The following is a 25,600-nucleotide window of genomic DNA, read 5'->3' as shown; positions in this document are numbered from 1 at the left end:
TCTAAGTCTCTGCGAAGGCTTTATAAAAAATTAAGCTGCAATAATAAGTGAGTCTTTCACTTCAGCAGGCATAAACTCATGCCCCATAACTAAGTTAGGCATAGCGTGCGAGACTTTCTTCCTGTTCAACATCATGTCGAAATAAGCCATGCCTGAACTCACATTTCCAAAAAGTAGAACGCCAACAATTACATCATTCTCAACAATAATTTTTCTATAAATAAATGATTTCTTGTCTGTAAGGACGTAGGTTTGTGTTGTTTCAGATGACTCAACCACACCAGCAGAAAACAACTGAATCCCTGATACTTTTAATTTGGTTGGTACAGGAGTATTAGCAAAAGCAGACAAGTGCCCATTACATAAACGTTCGGCTAAGGTTTTACATTGGCTCCAGATAGGATCAACCAAACCAAAGGTTGAGTTTCTGTGCTGACAACATTCTCCTAGCGCACTAATGTGTTCATTACTGGTTTGCATGTAGTCGTTTACAATAATCGCTCGTTCCATCTCAATATCAGCACTGGCAGCTAATTCTTTATTAGGAGTAATTCCTGTGGCGATAACACAAAGCTGTGCATTCAATACTTGCCCGCTTGTTAGTAAAGCGCCAGATATAACCTTTTCGCCAGCAGCATTTATTGAATGGGTAAATTCAACAACCTCACAACCTAAAACAAAGTTAATATTTTTAGCTGCCATAACATCTCGCAGCATAGTGCCAGATACTTCATCCAACTGACGGTTTAGCAACCATTTATTGCGATGCACTAACGTTACATTTACGCCGCTAACAGCCAAGCCATAAGCAGCCTCTAAACCTAGTAGACCACCACCTATCACGAGAGCATTTTTTTCTTGATGTAGTGCATCAGGCTTTTGTGTTGTAAATGCCTGAATTTTTTCGGTATCTTTTATATCTCTAAAATTGAAAATACCTTCTATGTTTTGATTTTTTGCTGGAATTTTTGCCGATCGAGAACCTACAGCAATAACCAATTTATCGTATGGCATTAACAGTTCTACATCAGGCGTTTGATTATTTTGTAAAGCAAGATTTTTGTTATCACTATCAATATAAGAAACAATGGTATCGCTTAAAAACTCAATTGAATTATCTTCATACCATTGTGGTGTTTTTTGAATGATGCCATCTACATTTGTTTCACCCGCTAATACCGACGACAACATAATTCGGTTATAGCTACCAAAAGGTTCTTTACCTATTACTTTAATATCGAATTTATCAGGCGTGCGACTCAATATTTCGTCTAATAAACGCCCAGTAGCCATCCCGTTTCCGATGATAACTAAGATGGGCTTTCTAAACGTTGATGCGCTGTGATTTATATTCATAGTAAACCTTGAATCGATATGACGAACTAATAACTTTAATTTCTATCAAGGTAATAGCACTATATATGCCATTATCTGTAACACGATATGAATACTGTTAGATAAAAGCACAAAAACCTAAAAAGCTATTGAATTAAAAGGATTTATGAGTGTAAATATTAAGTTCAGTAAGTAATAAACAACCAATTTATTAAGTAATAACGAGAGATATTTACGAGAGCTATTTAAACAATGCACCATAAAAACGCACCATTTAAGGGCGCAGATATAAACACACTTGAGGATAAAGATGGTTCCTTATCTAGAGAATCCATATTGATAAATCCCCCAAAGCCCCCAATAACTTAACCTGGTCAATAAAAGAAAAATTAAGCAATAAGGCACTCAAACCTATTTGCTAAATACAGGCGTATTAACCTAAAATAAGCCTACTTAATATTATTAACAAAACTCGTGAAAATGAGTTGATGTTTGTTTCACTCACTTTTAACCCAATAAAAGGTTTTTCATGGCATTACCAGATAAGTTTATTTTCTCGATGAACCGCGTTTCTAAAGTGGTTCCTCCTAAGCGTACTATTTTAAAAGACATTTCTTTATCATTTTTCCCTGGCGCTAAAATTGGTGTTTTAGGTTTGAACGGTTCTGGTAAATCAACTTTACTTCGAATTATGGCAGGTATAGATAAAGAGTTTGAAGGTGAAGCGAGCGCACTTGCTGGAACTAACATTGGTTACTTACCACAAGAGCCACAATTAGATGAAAGCAAAACAGTTCGTGAAGTCGTTGAAGAAGCTGTTTCAGAAGTAAAAAATGCAATAGCGCGTTTAGATCAGGTGTATAACGAATACGCTGAAGAAGGCGCAGACTTTGACGCATTAGCTAAAGAGCAAGGTCAACTAGAAGACATCATTAACAGTCAAGATGGACATAACATTGATAACGTTTTAGAGCGTGCAGCAGATGCACTTAGATTACCTGAGTGGGATCAAAAAATTGCTGTACTAAGTGGTGGTGAACGTCGTCGTGTAGCTTTATGTCACTTGCTTCTACAAAAACCAGACATGTTATTACTTGATGAACCAACCAACCATTTAGATGCAGAATCTGTAGCTTGGTTAGAGCGTTTCTTACATGAATACCCTGGTACTGTTGTGGCAATTACCCATGATAGATACTTCTTAGATAATGTTGCTGGTTGGATTCTAGAACTTGATAGAGGCCACGGTATTCCATGGGAAGGTAACTACTCTTCTTGGTTAGAACAAAAAGATGCTCGTTTACAACAAGAATCTAAGAGCGAAAATGCTCTACAAAAAACCATTAAGCAAGAATTAGAATGGGTTCGTTCAAATCCAAAAGCACGTCAAGCTAAAAGCAAAGCGCGTATGGCAAGATTTGAAGAGCTTAACAATCAAGATCATCAAAAACGTAACGAAACGAATGAGCTTTACATTCCACCTGGACCACGTTTAGGTGATAAAGTTTTAGAAGTTAAGAACTTAACTAAATCGTTTGGTGATAGAGTTTTAATTGACGACTTAAGCTTTAGTGTTCCTAAAGGTGCTATTGTTGGGATTATTGGTGCTAACGGTGCAGGTAAATCCACCTTATTCAAAATACTATCAGGTGCTGAAGAAGCAAATGGTGGTTCAGCTGAATTAGGCGAAACAGTTAAACTAGCAAGTGTTGATCAATTCAGAGACAACATGGGCGAAAACAACACAGTTTTCCAAGAAATTTCAGAAGGTAACGACATTATAGAAATCGGTACTTATGAAATTCCAGCACGTGCCTACTGTAGCCGTTTTAACTTTAAAGGTAACGACCAACAGAAGTTTATTAAAGACTTATCTGGTGGTGAACGTAACCGCGTTCATTTAGCTAAATTAGTTAAAACTGGTGGTAACTTATTGCTACTTGATGAACCAACCAATGATCTAGATGTTGAAACATTACGTGCTTTAGAAGAAGCTATTTTAGAATTCCCTGGTTGTGCTATGGTTATTTCCCATGACCGTTGGTTCCTAGATAGAATCGCAACACATATTCTTGATTACCGTGATGAAGGACAAGTTAACTTCTTCGAAGGTAACTTTACTGAATACGATGCATGGTTGAAGAAAACATTGGGTTCTGCGGCAATTGAACCTCATAGAATTAAGTACAAAAAAATAGGCTAATCACTAAGGTCATTAAATCTGTTTTAAATTGAATAAAATTTAAAGATCAAAGATCAATAGACCCTATCCTATTCAAGCTACATCAGATCCTAACAAGGCACATAGTTATGTGCCTTTTTTATTGCCTACACATTATTAATGTTTTGTTCTTCCTAGCATAATAAATGGTGCTCTAGTTCAGCCATATCTGGCCACAAAATAACTATCTCTCATCATTTATTAATATCAAAGAAGCGCTTTCAAGTTTTCAGTTTTTCTTTAATTTTTAATATTTCAAATCAACAAATTAGCCTATATAACGGTTAGATTTCATCCTTAATTTATATTTTCTTATTCTATTTCAAAATTCAAACAAAAAGTCTATGCTAAAGTTACTAAGAAATTCTTTTGAGTAACGCTATGGAAAATAGAAGAACATTCACACGTATATTGTTTTCACTCGATGCTAAGTTAACAATCGATAAAACAGAATATCCTGTATCACTTCATGACATTTCGATATCTGGTGCATTAATAAAGTGCAATGTAGATATTCCCCCACAAGTAAACCAAACAGGTTTATTAGAGTTCTCACTTGATGCTGATTCAAAAATCACAATGCAAGTTACTGTTGTGCATGTGAATTCCGATGAAGCAAATAGAGAAATAGGATTAGACTGCAATGCAATCGACCTTGAAAGCATTTCAATTTTACGTCGTTTAATAGAGTTAAACCTAGGCGATAGTAAACAACTCAATAAAGAATTATCTGAGTTAAGTTATTCAAACGAATAACTTAACTTTATAAACATAACTTAGTTTTCCCCTAAAAATAATCCTGAATAACAAGGAAACAACATGAAAAATTTAATCATTTCTTTTATTAGCTTAGACCGTCCCGGATTAGTAGACACAATTTCAAATGTTGTTCGTCAGCACAATGGTAATTGGCAAAGTAGTAGCTTAAACCATATGTCAGGCTACTTTACAGGTGCTATTGAAGTGGCTGTTGAAGCAGCTAAAAGCCAAGGGTTAATCGATGCCTTAAATGACATTGAAGGTTTAGAAAGTAACATAAAAATAAGTGATAACGGGCGGGATCAAATTCAACCGAGTATTGTTTTAGAGATCACAGCAAATGATCGAGAAGGCATTATCCAAGAAGTGTCATCTATTATTCATAAACAAGGCGGTAACTTAATAAAAGTGGTAAGTGAAACAGAAATAGCCCCACATAGCGGACAAGAATTATTTAAAGCAAAAGTTACAGTAACTATCGACTCGCAACAAATCCATGACCTAATAGATACGATAGAAAGTCTAGCTGACGATCTGATGGTTGATGTAACTCGCTAAATATAAAACACCATAATTTACTTTATGGTGATTGAATTCCCCACAACATATTTTGAGTAAATATCGTAATAAATCAGTAACAAGAACTCCCTATACTCATGATTTGTTATTAGGGTAGAAATGAGCAATATGACGACATATTTTGATAAAGAGCTAAGCTGGCTATCTTTCAACGAAAGAGTACTACAAGAAGCCGCAGACGAAACAGTACCTATTGTTGATAGAATACGATTTTTAGGAATATATTCAGCCAACTTAGATGAATTTTTCCGAGTACGTGTCGCCAATATTCGTCGCAGCGCTATTTTAGAAACCGCTCAAGAAAGCCCAACTAATGAATGGAATACTTTACATAGTAATATCATTAATAAAGTTAATGCATTAACGGCGCGATTTAAGAGTGAAGCCGATAAAATATTTGACGAGATCAAAAAGAAACGTATCAATATAATCTTTAATGATCCAACCAATAGTGTTTTTAAAAACAAGTTATCATCAGCTCAAAAAGACTGGTTAAACGAATATTTTGATAATCGTATTATTCGCCACATCACGCCTATTATTATTAATAATAAAACTCAGTTATCTTCATGTATAGATGATGATGCAATCTACTTTTTAGTGTCCCTAAATAAAGGTGAAGACAATCAATTCTGTTTAGTAGAAATCCCTCGTTACGATATTGATCGTTTTATTATTTTACCTACTGAACCTGAAAACCAAGATAAACAAGTTGTATTATTAGATGACATTGTACTTTTCTTTATAGACCGTCTGTTTAATGGTGTATTTGAATACGACAGTATTGATGCTTATTCAATGAAACTTACACGAGATGCAGAATACAATCTTACAGATGAACTAGATGAAAGCCTACTTGACCAAATGTCTAAAGGCATAAAGCAACGTTTAAAAGCAGATTTAGTCCGGCTAGTTCACGACGAAAAAATGCCTGCTTATATGCTGCACTTTTTACGTAAATCGCTAAAAATAAGAGAATTAGATAACCTAGTACCAGGTGTTCGTTATCGCCATTTTAAAGACTTTATTAAGTTTCCAAACCTTGGTGACAAAGAATTAGAAAGAGAAAAACTTAAAGCATTAGACTCGCAACGATTCAGCGCATTCCCATCTGTATTTGATGCGATAACCCAGAACGATATTTTACTTTATTATCCGTATCATAAGTTCAGACATTTTACCGAGTTTGTTCGCCAAGCGTCTTACGATCCATTAGTGCGTGAAGTTAAAATTAATATTTATCGAGTCGCTAAAAACTCAAGAATTATTCAATCACTTATCGAAGCAGTTAAAAATGGTAAAAAAGTAACGGTTGTTGTTGAGTTAAAAGCGCGTTTTGATGAAGAAGCCAATATCGGCTGGGCAAAATTAATGAAAGACGCAGGTATTCATGTCGAGTTTGGCATCGAAACCCTTAAAGTCCACTCTAAACTTTGTATTATTACCCGATTAGAAAACGAAAAATTAGTAAAATATGCTCACATAGGCACAGGTAACTTCCATGAAAGCAATGCGAGAATTTATACTGACTTTGCTTTATTTACTAAACATAAAGAAATCTGCCAAGAAGTAGACAACGTATTTTCATTTATTTCTCACAGTTATAAGCGCTTTCGCTTTAACCACCTTATTGTTTCTCCTTTAACCTCAAGAAGACGATTAAATCAATTAATTGAGAATGAAATACAAGCAGCTAAAGATAACAAAAAAGCCGAAATCACGCTAAAACTTAACAATCTTGTTGATAAAAGTTTAATTAACAAGCTTTATTCAGCAAGTCAATCAGGCGTAAAAATAAGATTGATCGTTCGCGGTATGTGTTCATTAATTCCAGGTGTTAAAGATCAAAGTAGCAATATTAAAGTTATTTCTATTGTCGACTCTTACTTAGAACATCCACGCGTTATGATCTTTCATAATCAAGGCGATAAACTGGTTTTTATTACCTCAGGCGATTGGATGGAAAGAAACATAGACCACCGAGTTGAAGTGGGTTGCCCTATTTATGATGAAACTTTAAAAAACCGCATCATGCACATTATTGAGCTACATTTTAAAGATAATGTAAAAGCTCGTGTTATTGATAAAAATAACAGTAACAAGTATGTAACCAACAGCAATAAAACTAAAATAAGATCTCAATTAGCTATTCATGAATATTTAGTTGCAGAAGAAAAAAATGATATTATGATGATAGAAGACATGAAATCCACTTAAGTTAATTTATACACTATGACGACAACCGAACCGACGTTAAATAATTCGGCCGATAACTATTTAGCGGCATTAGACATTGGTTCTAATAGCTTTCACTTTGTGCTTGCTCGAAGCATTGATAATCATATTCAAATACTTCATACAGAAAAATACCAAGCTAGACTCGCTGATGGCCTTTCTCAAGACAAAACATTGTCTGTCGAGGCTATCGAGCGAGGTGTAAACATTTTAGCCAACCTTGCCTCAGCAACTGAACATTTAACCAAAGAAAACTTTAGAGCCGTAGCAACTTTTACTCTACGTGAGGCTAACAATGCCGCACAATTCTTGAAAGAAGCCGCCAAAGTATTCCCTTTCGACATAGAAATAATTTCAGGTCATGAAGAAGCGCGTCTTATTTATCAGGCAGTAAGTAACTTTACACATTCTAAAAATACCCGTTTGGTCATTGATATTGGTGGTGGAAGTACAGAATGTATTATTGGTAAAGATAATGAAATCTCAGCATTAGCAAGTTTAAATATGGGTTGTGTAAGCTTTACACAACACTATTTCTCTGACGGATTAATTACCGAAGCCTCATTCAAAAAAGCCATTAAAGGCGCAAAACGTGAAATAGACTCTATTGTTAAACGTTTCAAAAAGCATCCATGGCAAGAAGTTGTAGGTACATCAGGTACATTAAAAGCGATTTACAAAGTCATAAACCAAAACGAGCATATTCCTCAACCTGTTACATTAAAACAAGTTAATGACCTTAAGAAAGAGCTTATTCAATATAAAACCATTGAAAGCATCGATATTAAAGCCTTAAAAGACAGCCGAGTTCCTGTTATTTGTGCTGGTGTAGCCATTACCCTTGCTCTTATGGAAACCTTACAAATAAAAGAGTTCGGCCATTGTGAATATGCCCTTCGAGAAGGTGTTCTATTAGAGCAACTCGACGATTCAAACGAAACAGGTAATACTCGTAATAGAACAATCAATAGTTTAATGAAACGTTTTAATATTGATGAAAGCTATACAGATACGGCAAAAGAGCAAGCCCTTAATATTTTTGAACAAGTTAAAGCACCTTGGAATATAAATAAAAACATTTACAAAGAATTGCTTAGAGCCACCATGCGCTTGCATGAAATTGGCTTAGATATAAACCCTTCAGGCTATCATAAACATGGTGCTTATATACTTGCACATGCCGACTTACCTGGCTTCAACCAAGAACAGCAACAAGCTTTAGCTTGGTTAGTGGACAGTCAACGTAAAAAGATAAACGATATAAGCAACTTTCAATGGTATTTACTCGATCCAAAGAAACTAGAGAAACTGTGTATCATTGTGCGTTTAAGTATTTTACTAACACAACAACGCCATATTAACGAATCGTATACATTACTTGTAGAAGCATCTGAGTACACATTAACACTGTTTCTTGATAATGAATGGTTAGTTGAACACCCTATTGTAGATACCGAACTATTTTATGAGGCTGAGCATTTAAGAGGGTTGAGTACAGAGTTGATTATTAAGTCTTAAAGAGATGTCAAAACAAAATAATACTACCCCTCATATATCCCCAAAGGTATGAGGGTTTTAGTTAAAGAGCGGAAAGAACAGACTTTATTTATAAAAATAAAGTCATTAATACATATAACGTACACCAATTGAGAATCGGCGATCTGCCTGACGTACTTGATAAACAGAACCTAGATATGTTGAATCTCGTGTAGGCTCTTTTAATAGATTTACAATGTCCATTTGTAAACGAACACCTTCGCTAAAATCGTATGAAGCAGACCAATCAAGTTGTTTAATAGGTTCTCTGAACGATTGTCTAGCACTTAAATCATTTTCTCCATTAAGAGTGTCTAGTTGGCTAACTCGTTGTAGCCGATATTCATTATCGTCTTCTAAAAATCTACTTCTGTAGGTATAGGCAAAACGTGTACTAATCCCATTTTTTTCATAGAAAATAGCGGCATTAACAGTATCTTTCGAAATATCTAACAAGGGTATATTGTTTGGGTCTTCACTATGGGCGTAGGTATAATTAAGTGACGTACCTAAACCATATTTGAGCATTTGCTGATAACCTAATTCAATACCTTGTACTTTACCGCTTTCGCCATTACTTTCATAAGTTGTTGTAAGCCCAAGTTCAGCTAAATTAGATGTTGCTGTTGGCTCTTCTATTCGACCGTCTAAATAACACAAATCTGCACGGTTTACTTCGTTTGATAGCGCTACATAGTCGGGGTTATCCCAACATTCTTCTTCGGTTTTTAAAAAAGATTTAACGTCTTTATAAAAAATAGCCCCTGATAACATATTACCTTTGCCCCAATATTGCTCTACAGAAACATCAAGCTGGGTTGCTCTATAAGGGTTTAAATTAGGATTACCACGCGACGCTGTTGTGCTATCTACACTTACAACATGAGAAGGACTTAGCTCTAAAAATTCAGCTCTGCGCATTACATTAGCTGCGGCAAATCTCACTAAGGTTTGTTTACTCAGTTCTAAGGTTATATTAACGCTAGGTAAAAAATCGCTATAATCTTTTTCCGTACGAACTAAAACATTATTGCCTTCTTCGTCTGTCTCGTAAGCTTCAACACTCAGGTTTGTGTAAACGTAACGGCCACCAACAATTGATCTTAAGGGATAACCCGCTATTTTAGTGTCTATATTAAATTGCAGGTAAGCAGCTAAAGTCTCTTCATCTACAACTGCATATTCATCGTAGTTAAAGCTCAGTTCATTATCTGAACCTATATTTGTACCTGCTAACAAGTTGTTTATTATTGCTGTGGCTTTACCTGACTTTTGAAGAATAGCGTTATCAAACATTGCAAAACGAGATAAATCTAAGGGTTGGTTATTTCCCGGAAATGCGTCAAAGTTATAATCTTTAATACTCGCTTCAGGAAAGTCGTTCATGGTCACTAATACACTTTCACCATCTTGCGTTAACGATGAGTGTAAATTAGCAAGCTTAAGACTATCTTGGGTTTTCTTATATCGGCTAGAAGTGAAACGCAATCCTGTATCTAAAGAGGTAACTTCTTCCATTTCTAAAAAAGGTTCGTAATAGGTTAAATCAAATCGGGTTGCCGTTTCTTCATTTTCAATTGCATTGTCTCTTACGTCATAACTACTCAGCGCCCAATAATCTCGGTTGGTAAACGTATCAAGGTCATCAAGTAGTATTGATGGAGCATTAGCATTATCACTGAAATAAGTTGCGCCATTTAACAGGTAATTAGTTGCAGATGGATTAGCTGCTTCTGCTAGAGGATCTATGGCAAAAAAGCGCATGTCATAATAAGGCTCAGAAGATGTTGAAGAAACATAATTTACTTCTCCCGCGATATCAATGTTATTGGTCATGATCCAACGACCACCAAATGCAAAGCCTAATGAATCTGTAGCTCTAAACGATGAGGTTGTACTGTTTTCAAATACCAAATCAGAATCGTAGTAGCTATTTAATTGGTTATTTTCATCAATAGCAAAATCAGCATTTTTTTCAGCGTCATTACTGAAAGGAGAATGAAGTAAGGTTGTTGGTGAGTAACCTTGGTTGTTTCCTTCACGTTTGGTAAATGTTGCATCTAAATATATTTCAACATTTTTAGATTCAGGTTCCCACTGAAACATCATATTTCCCGCTGAGCGTTCACGGCGGTCAACTTTTGGAAAATAAGTAAAATCAACAGGCACAGTATAAATAGCACTAGGGTCTACATTAGGGTTGTTAATGTTTAACCTTTCAGCGTTCATACCAACACGCGTTTCATGTTGAATTAAATCGCGATCTTGGTAAGTAAAACTTCCCAAAATACCAATATTACCTCCAGCATCTAGTTTCCACTTATCACCAAAAGTTGCATGAAAAATAGGACCTACATTTTCAGAGTTATCGGTATATTCACCTTTTAAAGAAATTAATCCAAAATACTTTCTTAGTTCGAGAGGTTGTTGAGTTTTAAGATTAATGGTTCCGCCTAACGCACCTTCTATCATTTCAGGAGTTGGCGATTTAATGACTTCTACTTCAGATAAAAAGTAGGATGGAAAATCTTGAAAGTTAACGCCCTTTCGTCCATCACCCATGGTTGAACGACCATTTAGCTCAACACGGTTTTGAGAAAGGCCTCTGATCGACACTTCTGAACCTACACCAAATTCTCGGTTGATTGATACACCGGTAATACGTTGGAGTGCTTCAGCAATATTATTATCAGGTAATTTACCTATATCTTCTGCAACAACGGCATCAATAATGCGAGAATCAGCTCGCTTAAGATCAATACCCGTTTGTAAGCTTTGACGAATACCACTTACTGAAATTATTTCAATTATGCGCTCTTTATCTTCTAAGCTGATTTCATCTGCGGCAAAAGTTGAAGTACTTAACAGTGCTATTAAGGTTACGCTGCTTTGCATAGGTAAACGCATTCTTAAAAGCTGATTTATAAATGTTAATTTCATTCTATCCCGCAAATTAATTAAACTGCTGTTTTAACTTAGAAATAATTTTATTATTTCCTAAACATAATGAAGTAAAGCTAGTTACACATAGGTAATCGACATCATCAATTTTATTATAAATTATTAAGTTAACTATGTTGATTAAAAGATAATAAAAATTTAATAGGTTGGTAATTTAATCTATCTAACCTGAGCTCGGATTAATATATTTTTCTCTAACCGCTACTTTTACTTGCTTCATCGTTAAATTTTATTAGTAATTTTTTCAATGGATTAAAAACATCTTAAACCGCGTTCGGGTTATCTAAACATGACACTTTATGAATTTAAGATCAAAAGAATAATGACAAATTGGAATTATTACTTAGGGGAAGATTTAGAAAACCAACAGAAATTGATTTTCTAAATCCGTATTAATTTAACCTCAGCTCGGGTTAATTTATACTTTTATACTTTTATACTTTTATACTTTTATACTTTTATACACGAGTCTCTTGTCGCTAAAGTACAAGGGATAGTAATTCGGTTTGCCGCCTTACTCTTAGTTTTAATGTTACTTATAAGTAACTTTGCTGCTTCATAACCTAATTTATGAGATTCTTGTTTTACCACAGAAATAGGTACTTGGAAAAACTCCGCATTAGGGATTTCTTCAAAAGCTAATAATGAAACATCATCAGGGATTGAAATATTCTTATCTTTAAAAATAGTTAACAGCTCGGTGGAAATATCTAATTGTTGAGTAAAGAATGCTGTTGGTAAAACACTAGGATCTAAAATATCCATAAACGAGTCTTCAAAGCCTGCTTCTCTGTCCCAGTATTTAGTTAACTGCTTATCAAGAGGAATGTTGTATTTCTCATGAGCTTCAACGTAGCCTAAATAACGTTCTCTTCGTGATTTAATATCTTGAAAGTCTTGAGTAACAAAACCGATTCTTTTATGACCAAGTTTAATTAGGTATTCTGTTGCTTCGAATGCTGCTTGCCTGTAGTCACAAATAACAATATTTTTTTCATTACCGTCATGCTCAATCTGAAATTGAACAATCTGCATACCCGCTTCAATAAAGCCGGTGATAATTGAAGTGTTTTTACCTGAAGAGGCTATCAGCATACCTTCAACTCTTAACTGATTTAAAGCATGTAATGATTTAGCTTCAATTTCAGGATCGAAGTCTGTGTTGTAAATTAATGCGTTGTATTCGCTGTTTTTACAATAATCATGTATGCCGCGAATAAAACGGCTTGTATCGTAACCGGTTATATCTCGCACAATCACACCAATCATTTTGGTTTTATCAGTTTTTAGGCTTCTTGCAATTGGGTTCGGAATATAATTTAAATCATCAACGGCTGCTTTTACACGCTTTTTTGTCTCTTTAGACATATACTCAAAACGACCGTTTAAGTATTGAGACACTGTACTTTTTGAAACGCCAGCACGTTGTGCAACATCAGTTATTTTTATTTTTATCACGTTTATTTACCATGTTCAGATTGTTAGATAATCATTAAAAGTGAGGATGTTGACATAGTGAAGCATTATGATAAGTTATTCAACTAAAACGATTTACCTATATTTGTGTTCTTTATTTTAAAAGTGAGGCAGCAAGTTGAAAATTAAAGAGATTAAAGTCATTGTATGCAGTCCAGGAAGGAACTTTGTTACCGTAAAAGTAATTACTGACGAAGGCACTTACGGGATCGGCGATGCTACGCTAAATGGTCGTGAAATGGCAGTTGTAGCGTATTTAGAAGAACACGTTGTACCTTGTTTGATTGGTAGAGATCCAAATGAAATTGAAGACATTTGGCAATACTTATACAAAGGCGTTTATTGGCGTAAAGGCCCTATCACTATGGCATCTATTGCGGCAATTGATATGGCGTTATGGGACATAAAAGGTAAAATAGCAGGTTTACCAGTTTATCAACTACTAGGAGGAAAGAGCCGTAGAGGCGTTACCTTGTACGCGCATGCTAATGGTGAAAGTATTAACGACACCTTAGATAAAGTGCAAGAACATATTGACCAAGGTTTTAAAGCCGTAAGATTACAATCAGCTATTCCTGGCTTAAAAGTTACCTACGGTGTTTTAGGTGACAAAAAAGATTATTTTGAATTACAAGGCAACCGTCCTTTACCGCCTGAAGAAGAATGGTCTACGCAAAAGTACTTCAATTCAATTGTTGACCTTATGCGACAAGCACGAGCAAGGTTTGGTAACGAAGTGGAGTTTTTACACGACGTTCATAGCCGTTTAACGCCTATTGAATCAGCAAGATTAGGTAAATTAATGGAAGAATTTAATTTACTCTTTTTAGAAGATGCTTCCATCGCTGAAAATCAAGATAGCTACAAAGTTATTAGACAACACACAACCACCCCACTGGCTATTGGCGAAACATACAACACCATTTGGGACTGTAAAGACTTAATACAAAATCAATTAATAGATTATATTCGAGTCGCTGCAACTCACGCTGGTGGTATTACAGCATTAAGACGTATTGCTGATTTCGCTAGTATCTACAATGTAAAAATAGCTCCTCATGGTGCTCCTGATCTCTCCCCTGTTTGTTTTGCTGCGCATATGCATTTAAACATTTGGGCTCCAAACTTTGGTATTCAAGAGTTTGTTGGGTTTGGCAATGATAAATCTAAAGAAATATTTAAACATAACTTTACCGTTGAAAACGGCATGGCTTATATGAGTGAAGCTCCGGGGTTAGGTATAGAGTTTGATGAAGAAGCCGCACTTAAATATCCATATAAACGTTCTTACCTACCAGTAAGCCGTTTAGAAGATGGAACTTTGTGGAATTGGTAAAAACATAACTTAGCCTTAAATATTACAAGGAATAAAAATGACAAATAACATAAAAGTATTAATTTGCGGAACAGGTTTTGCCGGACAAGGTCATGCAGAATCGTTTAGATATGCTGGAGCCGAAGTTGTAGGTATTGTGGGGAGAACAGCAAGCGTTGTACAACAAGTTGCTAAAGATTTAAATATTCCTTATGCAGGAACAGATTGGCAACAAGCTCTAAAAGATTGTAAGCCAGATATAGTATCAATCGCCACACCAGGCGGTGCACACGTTGAGCCAATCAAACAAGCCATTGAATTTGGCTGCCATGTATTTTGTGATAAACCTCTTACTCAAAGTGGCGAAACAGCTAAAGAGCTTCAAGACTTAGCCATAGCTAAAAATGTTAAAACAGCATTCGCTGCTAGCTTCCGCTATATGCCACACATCAGACACGCAAAACAACTCGTTGCCGAAGGTGTTATTGGCGAGCCCTTAGAAGTTGAATGTATTTCTCACTTCAATCTAGAGCGCGACATTCCTTTTGGTTGGTCACACCGAAAAGAAGATGGTGGCGGACGTTTAAATAACAATTTTACCCATAAATTATCGATTGTTACTTCTGTTATTGGTGAAGAAATAGTGTCACTTATGGGAGAAGTACGTGACGATTTAGGTAAAGCACCGATTGTTGAAGGCGTTCACAACTTTAAAAATAGACGTGATTTTATCCCTGAAGATCTTGACGATCCATCTTTAGAATGGGGCGAGTCGAATGTTGAATGGTCATACACCGTATTAGCGAAACTTAATTGTGAGTTTGCTAAAAAGCCGGTATCCGTCATGTTTAAACATGGTGGGTTACATCCTCGATTTAATGAAGATCACATTGTATTTTATGGCAGCAAAGGCGCTATCTATATTAAAGGGCATTATGGCAGCGGTCCTCTATACCTTTATGGTGATAATAAAGAATGGCAAGAAGTGCCATTGCCTACTGACATAGTGGCTAGTGTACCTGATGTTGAAGGCGATACAGAACAAAACTGGCGCTACCTTATTCGTGAATTAGTTAACGATATTAAAGGTGAAGAAGTTCAACCTTACTTAACCTTTAAAGAAGGTAGTCAATACCAACAAGTAATTGATTTAATTCGTGAAAACGATAATTGGACAGACGTAACTCACCTAAATTAAAGGTAATACTATGTTTTATGATTATTTAGTTATTGCGGGGTATTTCTTACTTATTGTTGGAATTGGGTTTGCTTTTAAAAACATGGCAAAAAACTCCACTAGCGATTATTTTCGCGGTGGGGGAAGAATGTTGTGGTGGATGGTTGGCTCCACAGCTTTCATGGCCCAGTTTTCAGCATGGACCTTCACTGGCGCAGCAGGTAAAGCCTTTACTGATGGCTTTGCCATTAGCTTAGTATTTTTTGCTAATACCTTTGCTTACTTTTGTGGTTGGGCTTATTTCTCGCATCGCTTTCGTCAAATGCGTGTAGATACTCCAACAGAAGGTATAAAAAGACGCTTTGGTCGTCAAAATGAGCAGTTCTTTTCATGGGCGCTTATTGTATTTAGCTTCATCAATGCAGGTGTTTGGTTAAATGCTCTTGGTGTGTTTTCTAGTGCTGTTTTTGATGCCGATATTGGGTTAACTATTGTACTTACAGGACTCACAGTATTATTTGTTTCTGTGCTTTCTGGTGCTTGGGGCGTAGTCGCTTCAGACTTTGTACAAACCTTAGTTGTGGTTGTAGTTTCTATAGCTTGTGCGGTAGTTGCCTTAGTTAAGGTAGGTGGTCCTGGAGAGTTAATTACTAACTTCCCTGGCGGATTCGTTATGGGTCCAGATATGAATTATGGTTTGTTACTAGTCGGCACCTTTGTCTTCTTTTTGGCTAAACAACTCATCACCATAATGAACCTAAACGATTCTTTCCGATTTCTAAACGCTAAAGATTCTGACAACGCCAGAAAAGCAGCTCTCCTTGCCATGGTACTTATGGGCGTAGGCAGTATTATTTGGTTTATACCACCTTGGGCTTCTGCCATTTTGTATCCTGATGCAGCATCGGCCTATTCAGCACTTGGCAATAAAGCCTCTGACGCTGTGTATTTAGTCTTTACACGTAATGCAATGCCTGTTGGCACCGTAGGTTTGTTATTAGCCGGATTATTTGCAGCTTCTATGTCGTCTATGGATTCTGCACTTAATAAAAACTCAGGTATTTTTGTTCGTAGCCTTTATCAGCCGTTGCTAAAAAAGAAAGGCAAAATAGTTGATGATGAACACCTACTAAAAGTGAGTCGTTTAGTTAGCTTTATCAGTGGTTTATTAGTTATTGCTGTTGCCTTGTTCTTTAAATCGTTAAAAGAACTAAGTTTGTTTGAGCTAATGATGTCGGTATCTACCATGATACAAGTCCCTTTACTTATCCCTTTGATTTTTGGTTTATTTATTAAGAAAACACCAAAATGGGCTCCTTGGGTAACAGTTGCTTTAGGCTTAGCTATTTCATGGTTTATGTTGTATGTATTTACACCTGAAGTACTGGCCAGTTGGTTAGGGCTAGACACATTAACTCGTCGAGAAATAATCGATATGAATTTAATGATGACTATAGCTGCACACTTAGTAATAACTGCTGGCTTCTTCTGTTCAACAACCTTCTTTTACAAAGAAGAGGAAGACGAGCATAAACAAGAAACAGAACTATTCTTTAAAGATATTGTAACTCCGGTTATTGCTGACGACGAGCAAGACGACTATGACCGCCAACAAAGAGAGAAGTTAGGCTCTATGGTGATATTAATGGGTGTAGGTGTAAGTTTAATGATGCTTATTCCAAATGAACTGTGGGGCAGATTAGTCTTTTTATTATGTTCATTATCTATCTTAACGGTTGGCATATTACTGAAAAAAGGTGCTAAAGCTAAAGTTTAAGTAATAAATATAACGAAGTGAGTGCTAAGCCTTTAGCTCAGTTTCAGACTTAACATTTACTTCATATTATTCTGAACTTCATCACTTGCACTTCACAAGTTGAAATTTTTATAGGGAATATATGTTTAAAAACACATTGAATAAAAAAGTAGCCGCGGTAACAACATCTATGCTTATTTTATTAAGTGTTGGTTGTTCTATAGCAACGCAAAAAGAACTTGTTTCATTAAGTCATGGTATCGACCAATCGGCTGGTAATGTTTCTACTTATATTATTACTACAAGCAACGCCACTTATCATCTTGAAAAAGAAGGTGGTGGCTTATCAAGTATGATTGATAAAGATGGTATTGACTGGATCGGTTTTACTAACGAAAAAGGCAGCGGATGGAAAGGTGAATATAGAGGTTTTCCTAATGCGATACACAAGCAAGACGGTAACTACTTCCATGCAATGAATGCAGGTACCGATGTTTCTACCTCTGTTGTTGAAATAGAAACGAAACAGCATGTACGCATTACTTTCACTTCAGGTAATGGTAAGTGGCAAGGACAATGGGATTTTTATCCTAAACGTCTAGACTTTACCATGAGCAAAGTGAGTGCGGGTTACCACTACTGGATACAATACGAAGGCGTACCAGGTGGTAAAATGGATAAAACAGACTTTTGGTTTGCTTCAAAAAATCCAACACCACAACCGATTAATGAACCCTTTTTAGGTGATCTTCCCTCCCCTGAATGGATTGCTTTTGGTGATAAAGAACAATCGCGGATGCTTTATTTACTGCATCATGAAGATGATGAATATCCTGATAATTATGTGAGCCGCCCTTATATGACAGTGTTTGGTTTTGGTCGTAGCAATAAAGAAAAGTTTCTTGATACACCACAAACATTTTCAATTGGTTTTGTTGAATCAACAGAATATGCAAAGGTTGAAGAAGCAGTAAAAAAAGTTCTCCATTAGAGGGCGTTTGTTATAATAAATATCTAATAGCAATGCTTAAAGTTAAAACCTCAGGTTAACGTCTAAGGTGATACTCTAAAAATAATACCAAGCTGAATAATTTATAATTGCCAGCTTGGTATAACAGCAACCTAGCCATAAAGATCCCTTAATGAGCTCAAACCCAAAAGACATTAGTGCACTTTACTTACGTAAAAACTTCTCGTTAGCATGGCCATTAGCCCTTAACGCTTTGTTAATGCAAGCCATGCTAATTATAGACGTACTTATTGTATCTCCTCTAGGCGAAGTTGCTTTAGCTGCTATGGGTATAGCAACAACCATTATTGCCTTTTTTATGGGATTACAATTTGCCTTAGGTAATGGCACCCAGCTTATTGTGGGTAAAATGTTTGGCGCCAATAACACCCAAGGTTTAATTCAATCAGTATACTCTGGCTTATTCATCAACCTATTCGCGACTCTATTGTTTTTTATTGGCATAAACATTTGGAGCGATGCTTTAATTTCGGTATTAACAACAGATGTTGTCATGGGGGAATATGTACATAAGTATTTAACCATTGCGCAATACATCTTATTTTTCAATTCAATTACACAAATTATAACGGTATTTTTAAACGGTCAAGGTAATACAAAAACACCTTTCAAAATATATTTAATCGAAGTACCTTTTAACGCAATTATTAGTTACTTTTTAGTGTTTGGTATATCTGATTTTGACTTAGCAGGCTTTGCTTTAGATAACAGTTTTACATTTGAAGGTTTTGGTGTAATTGGCGCAGCTTACGGGAGTTTATCGGCAATATGCTTAAGATTAACCTTACTCTTTTCACATATTCGCTCTCAAAGCCTATGGACGTCATTGAACATTAAGCATATGTTTGATGTTCAGTCTGTTATCAAACATTTTAATGAGATAATTCCAATAGCAGCTAACTTTCTCGTATTGTCGGTAGGAAATACCGTTTATCAGCTACTTTTCTCTCAGTTAGCGTTAAGCTCTTATGTTGCAATAACATTAGTATTTCCTTGGCTTAGAATTGCCACACAACTTATTGTAGCTTGGGCACAAGCTAACGCTATTACTATTACGCAAGCCATTGGACAGGCAAAGCTGTCTCACATAAAACCTATTATTAATAATTCAATTAAACTAGGGGGGATTCTCGCATGTATTGTTGCATTTGCCCTTTATTGCTTAAGTTTAGGTATTAATAATATTTATCCGAAAGTAGAGCAAAATGTTTTAATTGCCTTAGCGACAATTATGCCTTTATATGTAGCTTTGCCTTTAATCCGAACTTACAACACAGTTTCGGGTAATTGTTTACGTGCCATTGGTAAAAGTGCTTATGTACTTAAAATCCACTTTATTACCCAATGGCTTATAACTTTACCTTTATGTGCTGTGTTTATTTTATATCTTGAACTTCCTATATTTTGGGCCTTTGCATTATTGCCTTTTGAAGAAGCCTTAAAAGCCATTCCTTTATATTTTATGTTAAAGAAAACACCAAAAATATTAGAAGATATTCGTCATCACAATTAAAGTGTTAAGGATATTAATGCAAGCTAAAACAGAATATTGAAACTTTGTTTAAACTGGTTGAAGCTAGAGATGTTAATAAAAGTAAGAATAATCCGACGGGAACATATGAAATGACATTTTTATAACTCTTTATCACGATCCCAAAGTAACACTTGATCTCGTCCGCTACCTTTAATTTGATACAAAGCTTTATCAGCAAACAGCATCACGTCTTCTGGTAAATCACCGTCCACCCATTTACATAAGCCTATAGAAATAGTGACTTTTAAGTCTGATATATTAATTTCTTTAGTTAAATTCTCCATATTCGAACGAACTTTATCCATAACAGCATATGCATCACTACTATTTGTATGAGGTAAAATAATTAAAAACTCTTCCCCCCCAATTCGGCCGATAACATCAGAAGAACGTAAGTTTTTTAAACAGTATTTAGAAAATAAACGTAGTACTTTATCTCCAGTTAAATGACCAAAGCGATCATTAATTTGTTTAAACCAATCTAAATCGATCATAGCTACACATAAATCGCTTTTATAACGCTCTGATTGAGATATTTGTTTTTTCAAGTGCGCTAAAACATATCGTCTGTTATATAACCCGGTTAATTCATCTGTTGTTGCTAAAATTTCTAAACTACGGCGGTGATCCATACTGCGATATATTAAGATCACCATCAACACACCAAATGCCACAGCTAAAATGGCTATAACTAACAAAAATACATTTCTGCTTCTCTGCCCTTTAATCTCGTTTAACTGTCTTAAATTTTGTTCTGTAAGAATATCATTCTCTAGTTCTTGAGACTTAAGATCATAGTCAACACGCATCTGATGTAATTGATCAGAACTTTGTTGGTTACGGTGACGTTTATAATCGTTATAAACTGATTGAAGTAACTCATAAGATTCTTTATATTTTTCTTGTTGGTACAATAAGGTTGAACGTGTTTCATCAAAGATAAGAGCAATATCTGGCATATCTACCCTATCCAATTCTTTTTCAACTTCTTGAATATAATACTCTGCTAATTCAGTATCTTGTTGTTGCAGTGCAACCGTGGCTAATGAACTTCCGGTAATAATATTCACTTTACGATTATTTGCTTTGATAAATATATCTTTAGCGCTGAGTAATTGCATTTTGGCGAGGGTGAAGTTTTCTTGTTTAATATTGATATTTGCTAGCTGCAACAAGGTATAAGCTTCGCCTTGAACATCATCAATCTCCTTAGATATAGCAAGGGATTCTTCTAAGTCTTTTTTGCCTAAATCTATATTACCCACTGAATAATTAGCTCTGCCAAGGCCATATAATATTAAACTTAAGGTATTCAACTGGTTGTTAGCACGAAAATCTATTTCAGCTTCTTCATAATAAGGAATAGCTAACATATAGTCTTTTCTGGCTTCATAAATTTGCGCAAGCAATATAGCAAAATCAGCGCGTTTATAAACTTCGTTCCGAATAGGTGCTATAGAGTATCCTTTTTGGGCAGTCTTTAAAGCACTAAGGTAATCTTCTAAACTGGTGTGATAAATAGATTGCGTGTACAGCGCTAATAAATAAGTAGAAGTAGCATCATGAGTTTCAGCCCACTGCAAAGCATTTTTTACCCCATCAACCCCTTGTGTCATTTTACCTGCAAGTTCAAAAGCAAGAGATTCAAACAAACGTAAATTATGATAAAGCCAAGGTTGATCGCTTTCATTAACCAAAGTTAGGGCAAGCTGCACAAAATCTAATGATTTTTGAGGATATATAAGAGTGTAATATGCCTGACTTAATACACCATAATATTGAGCTTTTTGGATATTAGAAGCGTTGTCTGGAATAGACATACCTTCAAGTTGAGCCAATGTTTTAGTTGGAGCTGAAGTTAAAGATAAATAATAAGTTTGGTATGGCTCTTCAAATGCATTAAGCATCGCGATATTTTGTTTAGCGTTACTACTAAATGAAAAAATCAAAAACAGCAAAACATAAAATGTACTCAGTTTAAAAGGCAAACATAAATAAGCTAATGTTTTTTTAACTATAAACAACTACATCTTCCCCCTAAAAAAACAAAGTGAAACATTCTGACAATTCATCCATTAAATATAAACCAACTCAAAACATCAATACCTATTTTGCTGTTTAAACCGCCACTGGTCATATTAGTTAAAAATTTAATAAAGTCTATTGTTTTTAACTAGATAAATGCTAAACAGCCCTTAATTTGTTTATTAAACAACCAAAAAGATAACAAAATGATTTCAATTTATATGTATGTAAACTAAATAACTACTTATCAAAAAACACATAATTCTTATGACATAACTTGAGTATAGTTTGATATTCACCTTAACGAATGTAGAGATAATAGGTTTATCTCCTTATACAGCCTAAGTCCTTATTTAATAGAGTAACTTAATTGCCAAAGCACGATTTAAAAGTCAGCCTTATTTTGTTATTCATTTCAACTGAGCTCGTTTCATAGATTTTTATCTAGCAGTTGTTTTCCTTAATTCACCGTTAAATTTACCTCGAAGAAAGAAAAGTTATCAAACTAGAGTATAAGTGGTTATGTTAATAGTAATAATTTCAATAAATTAAAAACATCTTGAACCGGGTGTGGGTTATTTAAATATTTTATTGAAAGGCAACACTATACGACTAATGAAATTTGCACAGCCCACTGTTATCATTAAAATTCACCGAACAACAATTAACATTGGATAAACTAAGCGACTCTAATGGCAGCTAATTACTCCCTCGACGATTTACGTTATTTTTGCGCCATAGTGAAACTTGGTAGCTTTAAAAAAGCATCCGAAAGTCTCAATATGTCTTTATCCACTTTGAGTCGAAGAATACGTTTATTAGAGCAAACCTTACAATTAACCTTACTTAATCGAGATGCTCACCGTGTTACATTAACCCATACCGGAGAGTTATATTACGAGCGCTATCGTAAACTATTTGAGGAAGTTGATTGTATAGAACAAGAACTTTCTGAAGAGATAGATCAGCCAAAAGGAAAAATAAGAATTTCTGCCCCCATTTACATGGGTAAACACTTCTTAAGTAGTATATTTTGTGATTTTTTGCAGCAATACCCAGAAATTCAACTAGATTTACGCTTCTCGAATGACTTAATAGATGTTGAAAAACAAGGTATCGACATTGCCTTTCGAGTGAGAGATCCTGCCATTGATAAATGGGTTATTAGAGAACTTAAACTTACAAAAAATGTGTTATGCGGACACCCAAGCCAAGCTTATCATTGCATTACTCATCCTGAACAATTAGAAGACCAACCTAAAGTAACTTGCGTTGGTTTAGTCCCATGGAAGTTGAAAAATCAGATAACAAGTGAAGAGTTTCAGTTTCAGCCGAATCACCAAATTCGATTACAAGTAGATGAAATTCAAATGATGAAAGATGCAGTTGAATCAGGCATTGGTATTAGTTACATGCCTGATTACATAGCATTACCGCTAATAGATTCAGGAAAACTAACACGTATTCTCCCTGACTGGCAAAGTGAAACTCAGCCCTTTTCTATGCTTTATCGCGATCGAAAGCAAATTCCTTATCGAGTAAGATTACTCATAGAATATACGCTACAACACTTCTCAAAATTAAATAACGTATAAATTGCTCTGTTAATAACTCAACCTCAGCACAATAACACCAACAAAAGCAGTCGTTAATCCTAAAAGTTCTTGGCGCGTAAAAGACTCTTTTAAAATAATACGAGAGTACAACAGAATAATTAAAATGTTCATTCCAGAAATAGCAGAAACCAATCCGGTGTTGCCAATAGCAAACGCAGAAATTATCGCAACCATACCAGCAACGTTAGTTAACCCAATCATTAAACCACAAGAAAAGGTTTTTACCCCAGACCATTTAGGTCGAACATCGTTTTCATCGTCTACACTGGAGTTTCCCTTTGCTAACCAACTCATAGCAAAAAGAAAACTACCAAAACCAAACATCGATGTTAACGTTGCAAATGTGTCAGCCTCTAGAAGCGTTGATTGTTTACTTAATAAATCATTAAACGAAAAGAATAATGCCGCAAGCAAGCCCCATTGAGCACCCTGTAAATTGGTTAATGAAATATCATTGGAATAACGGATAATATAAAGACCGCCAAAGATAATAAAAAAGCCAACTAACTGAAGCATTGTTAAAGTTTCTTGCCATAAGAGAAAAGCAAATATCAGCACAAATAAAGGAGTTAATCCTGACAAAATACTAATTAGAGAAGCTTTCCCTATTGAAAAGCCTTTATGCAAAAAAGCATTGGCAGCAAAAGAACCAAAACCCAAAGCTAAACCAACTACAATATCACGCCATTCATACCATTGATGATCAAACAAGATCACACCTGATACACTGACCATGAAGCCTACAAAAAAAACACCGAATAATAATAAGTTACGATTAACTCTTTTCTGCGATGTCCATTGATACAATATCCCTCGTACACCGAAAAATACTGTGGCGAATAATGCAAAAATTATCCACATAATAAATTGATACCTTTAAAAATTAGAGCGAATTATCACTTACCTGAGATTGTAATCATAAAACCATAAAGGAAAGTAATTAAGATAGTTAATGAATTAAAACTGATAAATACATCCAATTAAGAAATAAATGATTAAATGAGTTTTATGGTTTTAATAACCGTTGAGAAACTTCATGTGAAATTACAAGCGTAAGTATATCTACTTTTTAGATATTATATATAAGCGAAAATGGCATAATACATTTCATAAATGGTATTTATAAGTTTTCTAAGCTGCCTGTGCGGCAGTGAACTGATCAGAGATATTCAGATCCCGATATTTCAATTTCTAAGCTGCCTGTGCGGCAGTGAACTGCATTACGTCTTGACCCGTTGACGCTTTTACTTTCTAAGCTGCCTGTGCGGCAGTGAACCTACACCAGCCCCGTACTGAGATGACCAAGCATTTCTAAGCTGCCTGTGCGGCAGTGAACGGAAAGAGTTGAACGACGGAACATATTCGTTATTTCTAAGCTGCCTGTGCGGCAGTGAACTAAATTAGGCATTAACGTTGTTGTTTCTCAATTTTCTAAGCTGCCTGTGCGGCAGTGAACATTATGTTTTGCATAGTGCTGAAGTGTTGGTTTTTCTAAGCTGCCTGTGCGGCAGTGAACATGATGCAACAACATATATTTTAGAGCCTGTTTTTCTAAGCTGCCTGTGCGGCAGTGAACTGTCTGCGCCTTGCACCGTACTGAAGGCGTGCTTTCTAAGCTGCCTGTGCGGCAGTGAACAACCAGCGGCTTCGGTCGCTTAACTTTTAGATTTTCTAAGCTGCCTGTGCGGCAGTGAACACGAGCTATGTATATGCTGTAATGAGCCTTTATTTCTAAGCTGCCTGTGCGGCAGTGAACTTGCCACCATTAAGCAAATAAGCTTTAACAAATTTCTAAGCTGCCTGTGCGGCAGTGAACGAACCTGTAATAGCCAAATAAGTACCTGTAACTTTCTAAGCTGCCTGTGCGGCAGTGAACAATTTATATGACTACTTTACATGTAGAGATATTTTCTAAGCTGCCTGTGCGGCAGTGAACTCCATTATCGCCGCGCCAACATTGTAGATACTTTTCTAAGCTGCCTGTGCGGCAGTGAACAATTTATATGACTACTTTACATGTAGAGATATTTTCTAAGCTGCCTGTG

General features: G+C 35.6%; 16 protein-coding genes and 1 CRISPR repeat array. Of the genes, 11 read left to right on the top strand and 5 right to left on the bottom strand.

Annotation, left to right across the window (positions count from 1 at the left end):
• Positions 1–30 precede the first annotated feature (30 nt).
• A complete protein-coding gene (locus Q5N69_RS13215) occupies positions 31–1,356 on the bottom strand; it encodes an NAD(P)/FAD-dependent oxidoreductase (RefSeq protein WP_304369447.1) in 1,326 nt (441 codons plus the stop codon).
• A 508-nt stretch (positions 1,357–1,864) separates the two neighbouring features.
• Between Q5N69_RS13215 and ettA the strand changes: the two genes are divergently transcribed.
• The 5 genes from ettA to Q5N69_RS13190 all read left to right on the top strand — a co-directional run bounded on the left by ettA (position 1,865) and on the right by Q5N69_RS13190 (position 8,647).
• Complete coding sequence (gene ettA / locus Q5N69_RS13210; RefSeq protein WP_304369446.1) at positions 1,865–3,538, top strand: energy-dependent translational throttle protein EttA; 1,674 nt, start codon at positions 1,865–1,867, stop codon at positions 3,536–3,538.
• Between the two features lie 399 nt (positions 3,539–3,937).
• A complete protein-coding gene (locus Q5N69_RS13205) occupies positions 3,938–4,312 on the top strand; it encodes a PilZ domain-containing protein (protein ID WP_304369445.1) in 375 nt (124 codons plus the stop codon).
• Between the two features lie 63 nt (positions 4,313–4,375).
• On the top strand, positions 4,376–4,873 hold the full coding sequence (locus Q5N69_RS13200) for a glycine cleavage system protein R (protein WP_304369444.1): 498 nt from the start codon (positions 4,376–4,378) through the stop codon (positions 4,871–4,873).
• Between the two features lie 120 nt (positions 4,874–4,993).
• Complete coding sequence (gene ppk1 / locus Q5N69_RS13195; protein WP_304369443.1) at positions 4,994–7,111, top strand: polyphosphate kinase 1; 2,118 nt, start codon at positions 4,994–4,996, stop codon at positions 7,109–7,111.
• A 15-nt stretch (positions 7,112–7,126) separates the two neighbouring features.
• Positions 7,127–8,647 carry a Ppx/GppA phosphatase family protein gene (locus Q5N69_RS13190; protein WP_304369442.1) on the top strand — a complete coding sequence of 507 codons (1,521 nt, stop codon included), beginning with the start codon at positions 7,127–7,129 and terminating at the stop codon, positions 8,645–8,647.
• A gap of 105 nt (positions 8,648–8,752) precedes the next feature.
• Here the strand turns inward: Q5N69_RS13190 and Q5N69_RS13185 are convergent, their stop codons facing one another.
• Both Q5N69_RS13185 and Q5N69_RS13180 read right to left on the bottom strand, forming a co-directional pair.
• A complete protein-coding gene (locus Q5N69_RS13185) occupies positions 8,753–11,605 on the bottom strand; it encodes a TonB-dependent receptor (RefSeq protein WP_304369441.1) in 2,853 nt (950 codons plus the stop codon).
• 471 nt (positions 11,606–12,076) lie between these two features.
• Positions 12,077–13,084 carry a LacI family DNA-binding transcriptional regulator gene (locus Q5N69_RS13180; RefSeq protein ID WP_304369440.1) on the bottom strand — a complete coding sequence of 336 codons (1,008 nt, stop codon included), beginning with the start codon at positions 13,082–13,084 and terminating at the stop codon, positions 12,077–12,079.
• 136 nt (positions 13,085–13,220) lie between these two features.
• On the opposite strand from Q5N69_RS13180, the gene manD reads away from it, so the two are divergent.
• From manD to Q5N69_RS13155, 5 genes are all read left to right on the top strand, one after another.
• The gene (gene manD, locus Q5N69_RS13175; protein ID WP_304369439.1) at positions 13,221–14,438 is read left to right on the top strand and encodes a D-mannonate dehydratase ManD; all 1,218 of its coding nucleotides are present in this window, start codon (positions 13,221–13,223) and stop codon (positions 14,436–14,438) included.
• 37 nt (positions 14,439–14,475) lie between these two features.
• Entirely contained in the window at positions 14,476–15,615 is a 1,140-nt protein-coding gene (locus Q5N69_RS13170) for a Gfo/Idh/MocA family protein (protein WP_304369438.1), read from the top strand.
• 10 nt (positions 15,616–15,625) lie between these two features.
• A complete protein-coding gene (locus Q5N69_RS13165) occupies positions 15,626–17,371 on the top strand; it encodes a transporter (RefSeq protein ID WP_304369437.1) in 1,746 nt (581 codons plus the stop codon).
• Between the two features lie 169 nt (positions 17,372–17,540).
• On the top strand, positions 17,541–18,341 hold the full coding sequence (locus Q5N69_RS13160) for a hypothetical protein (protein WP_304369492.1): 801 nt from the start codon (positions 17,541–17,543) through the stop codon (positions 18,339–18,341).
• A gap of 151 nt (positions 18,342–18,492) precedes the next feature.
• Positions 18,493–19,893 (top strand): MATE family efflux transporter, encoded by a 1,401-nt coding sequence (locus Q5N69_RS13155; RefSeq protein WP_304369436.1) that lies wholly within the window; start codon positions 18,493–18,495, stop codon positions 19,891–19,893.
• Between the two features lie 119 nt (positions 19,894–20,012).
• Here Q5N69_RS13155 and Q5N69_RS13150 read toward each other — a convergent pair whose 3' ends face one another.
• The gene (locus tag Q5N69_RS13150; protein ID WP_304369435.1) at positions 20,013–21,938 is read right to left on the bottom strand and encodes a GGDEF domain-containing protein; all 1,926 of its coding nucleotides are present in this window, start codon (positions 21,936–21,938) and stop codon (positions 20,013–20,015) included.
• A gap of 693 nt (positions 21,939–22,631) precedes the next feature.
• On the opposite strand from Q5N69_RS13150, the gene Q5N69_RS13145 reads away from it, so the two are divergent.
• Positions 22,632–23,534: a LysR family transcriptional regulator gene (locus Q5N69_RS13145; protein WP_304369434.1), complete on the top strand. Its 903-nt coding sequence runs from the start codon at positions 22,632–22,634 to the stop codon at positions 23,532–23,534.
• 9 nt (positions 23,535–23,543) lie between these two features.
• Here Q5N69_RS13145 and Q5N69_RS13140 read toward each other — a convergent pair whose 3' ends face one another.
• Positions 23,544–24,416 carry a DMT family transporter gene (locus Q5N69_RS13140; protein ID WP_304369432.1) on the bottom strand — a complete coding sequence of 291 codons (873 nt, stop codon included), beginning with the start codon at positions 24,414–24,416 and terminating at the stop codon, positions 23,544–23,546.
• A gap of 267 nt (positions 24,417–24,683) precedes the next feature.
• Positions 24,684–25,551: a CRISPR direct-repeat array (repeat unit 28 nt; unit sequence TTTCTAAGCTGCCTGTGCGGCAGTGAAC).
• Between the last annotated feature and the right edge of the window lie 49 nt (positions 25,552–25,600).

This window comes from Pseudocolwellia sp. AS88 (assembly GCF_030551755.1).
Classification (GTDB): domain Bacteria; phylum Pseudomonadota; class Gammaproteobacteria; order Enterobacterales; family Alteromonadaceae; genus Pseudocolwellia.
Note: the sequence above shows the minus strand (reverse complement) of the source record. Positions and strands in the feature narration are given on the sequence as shown.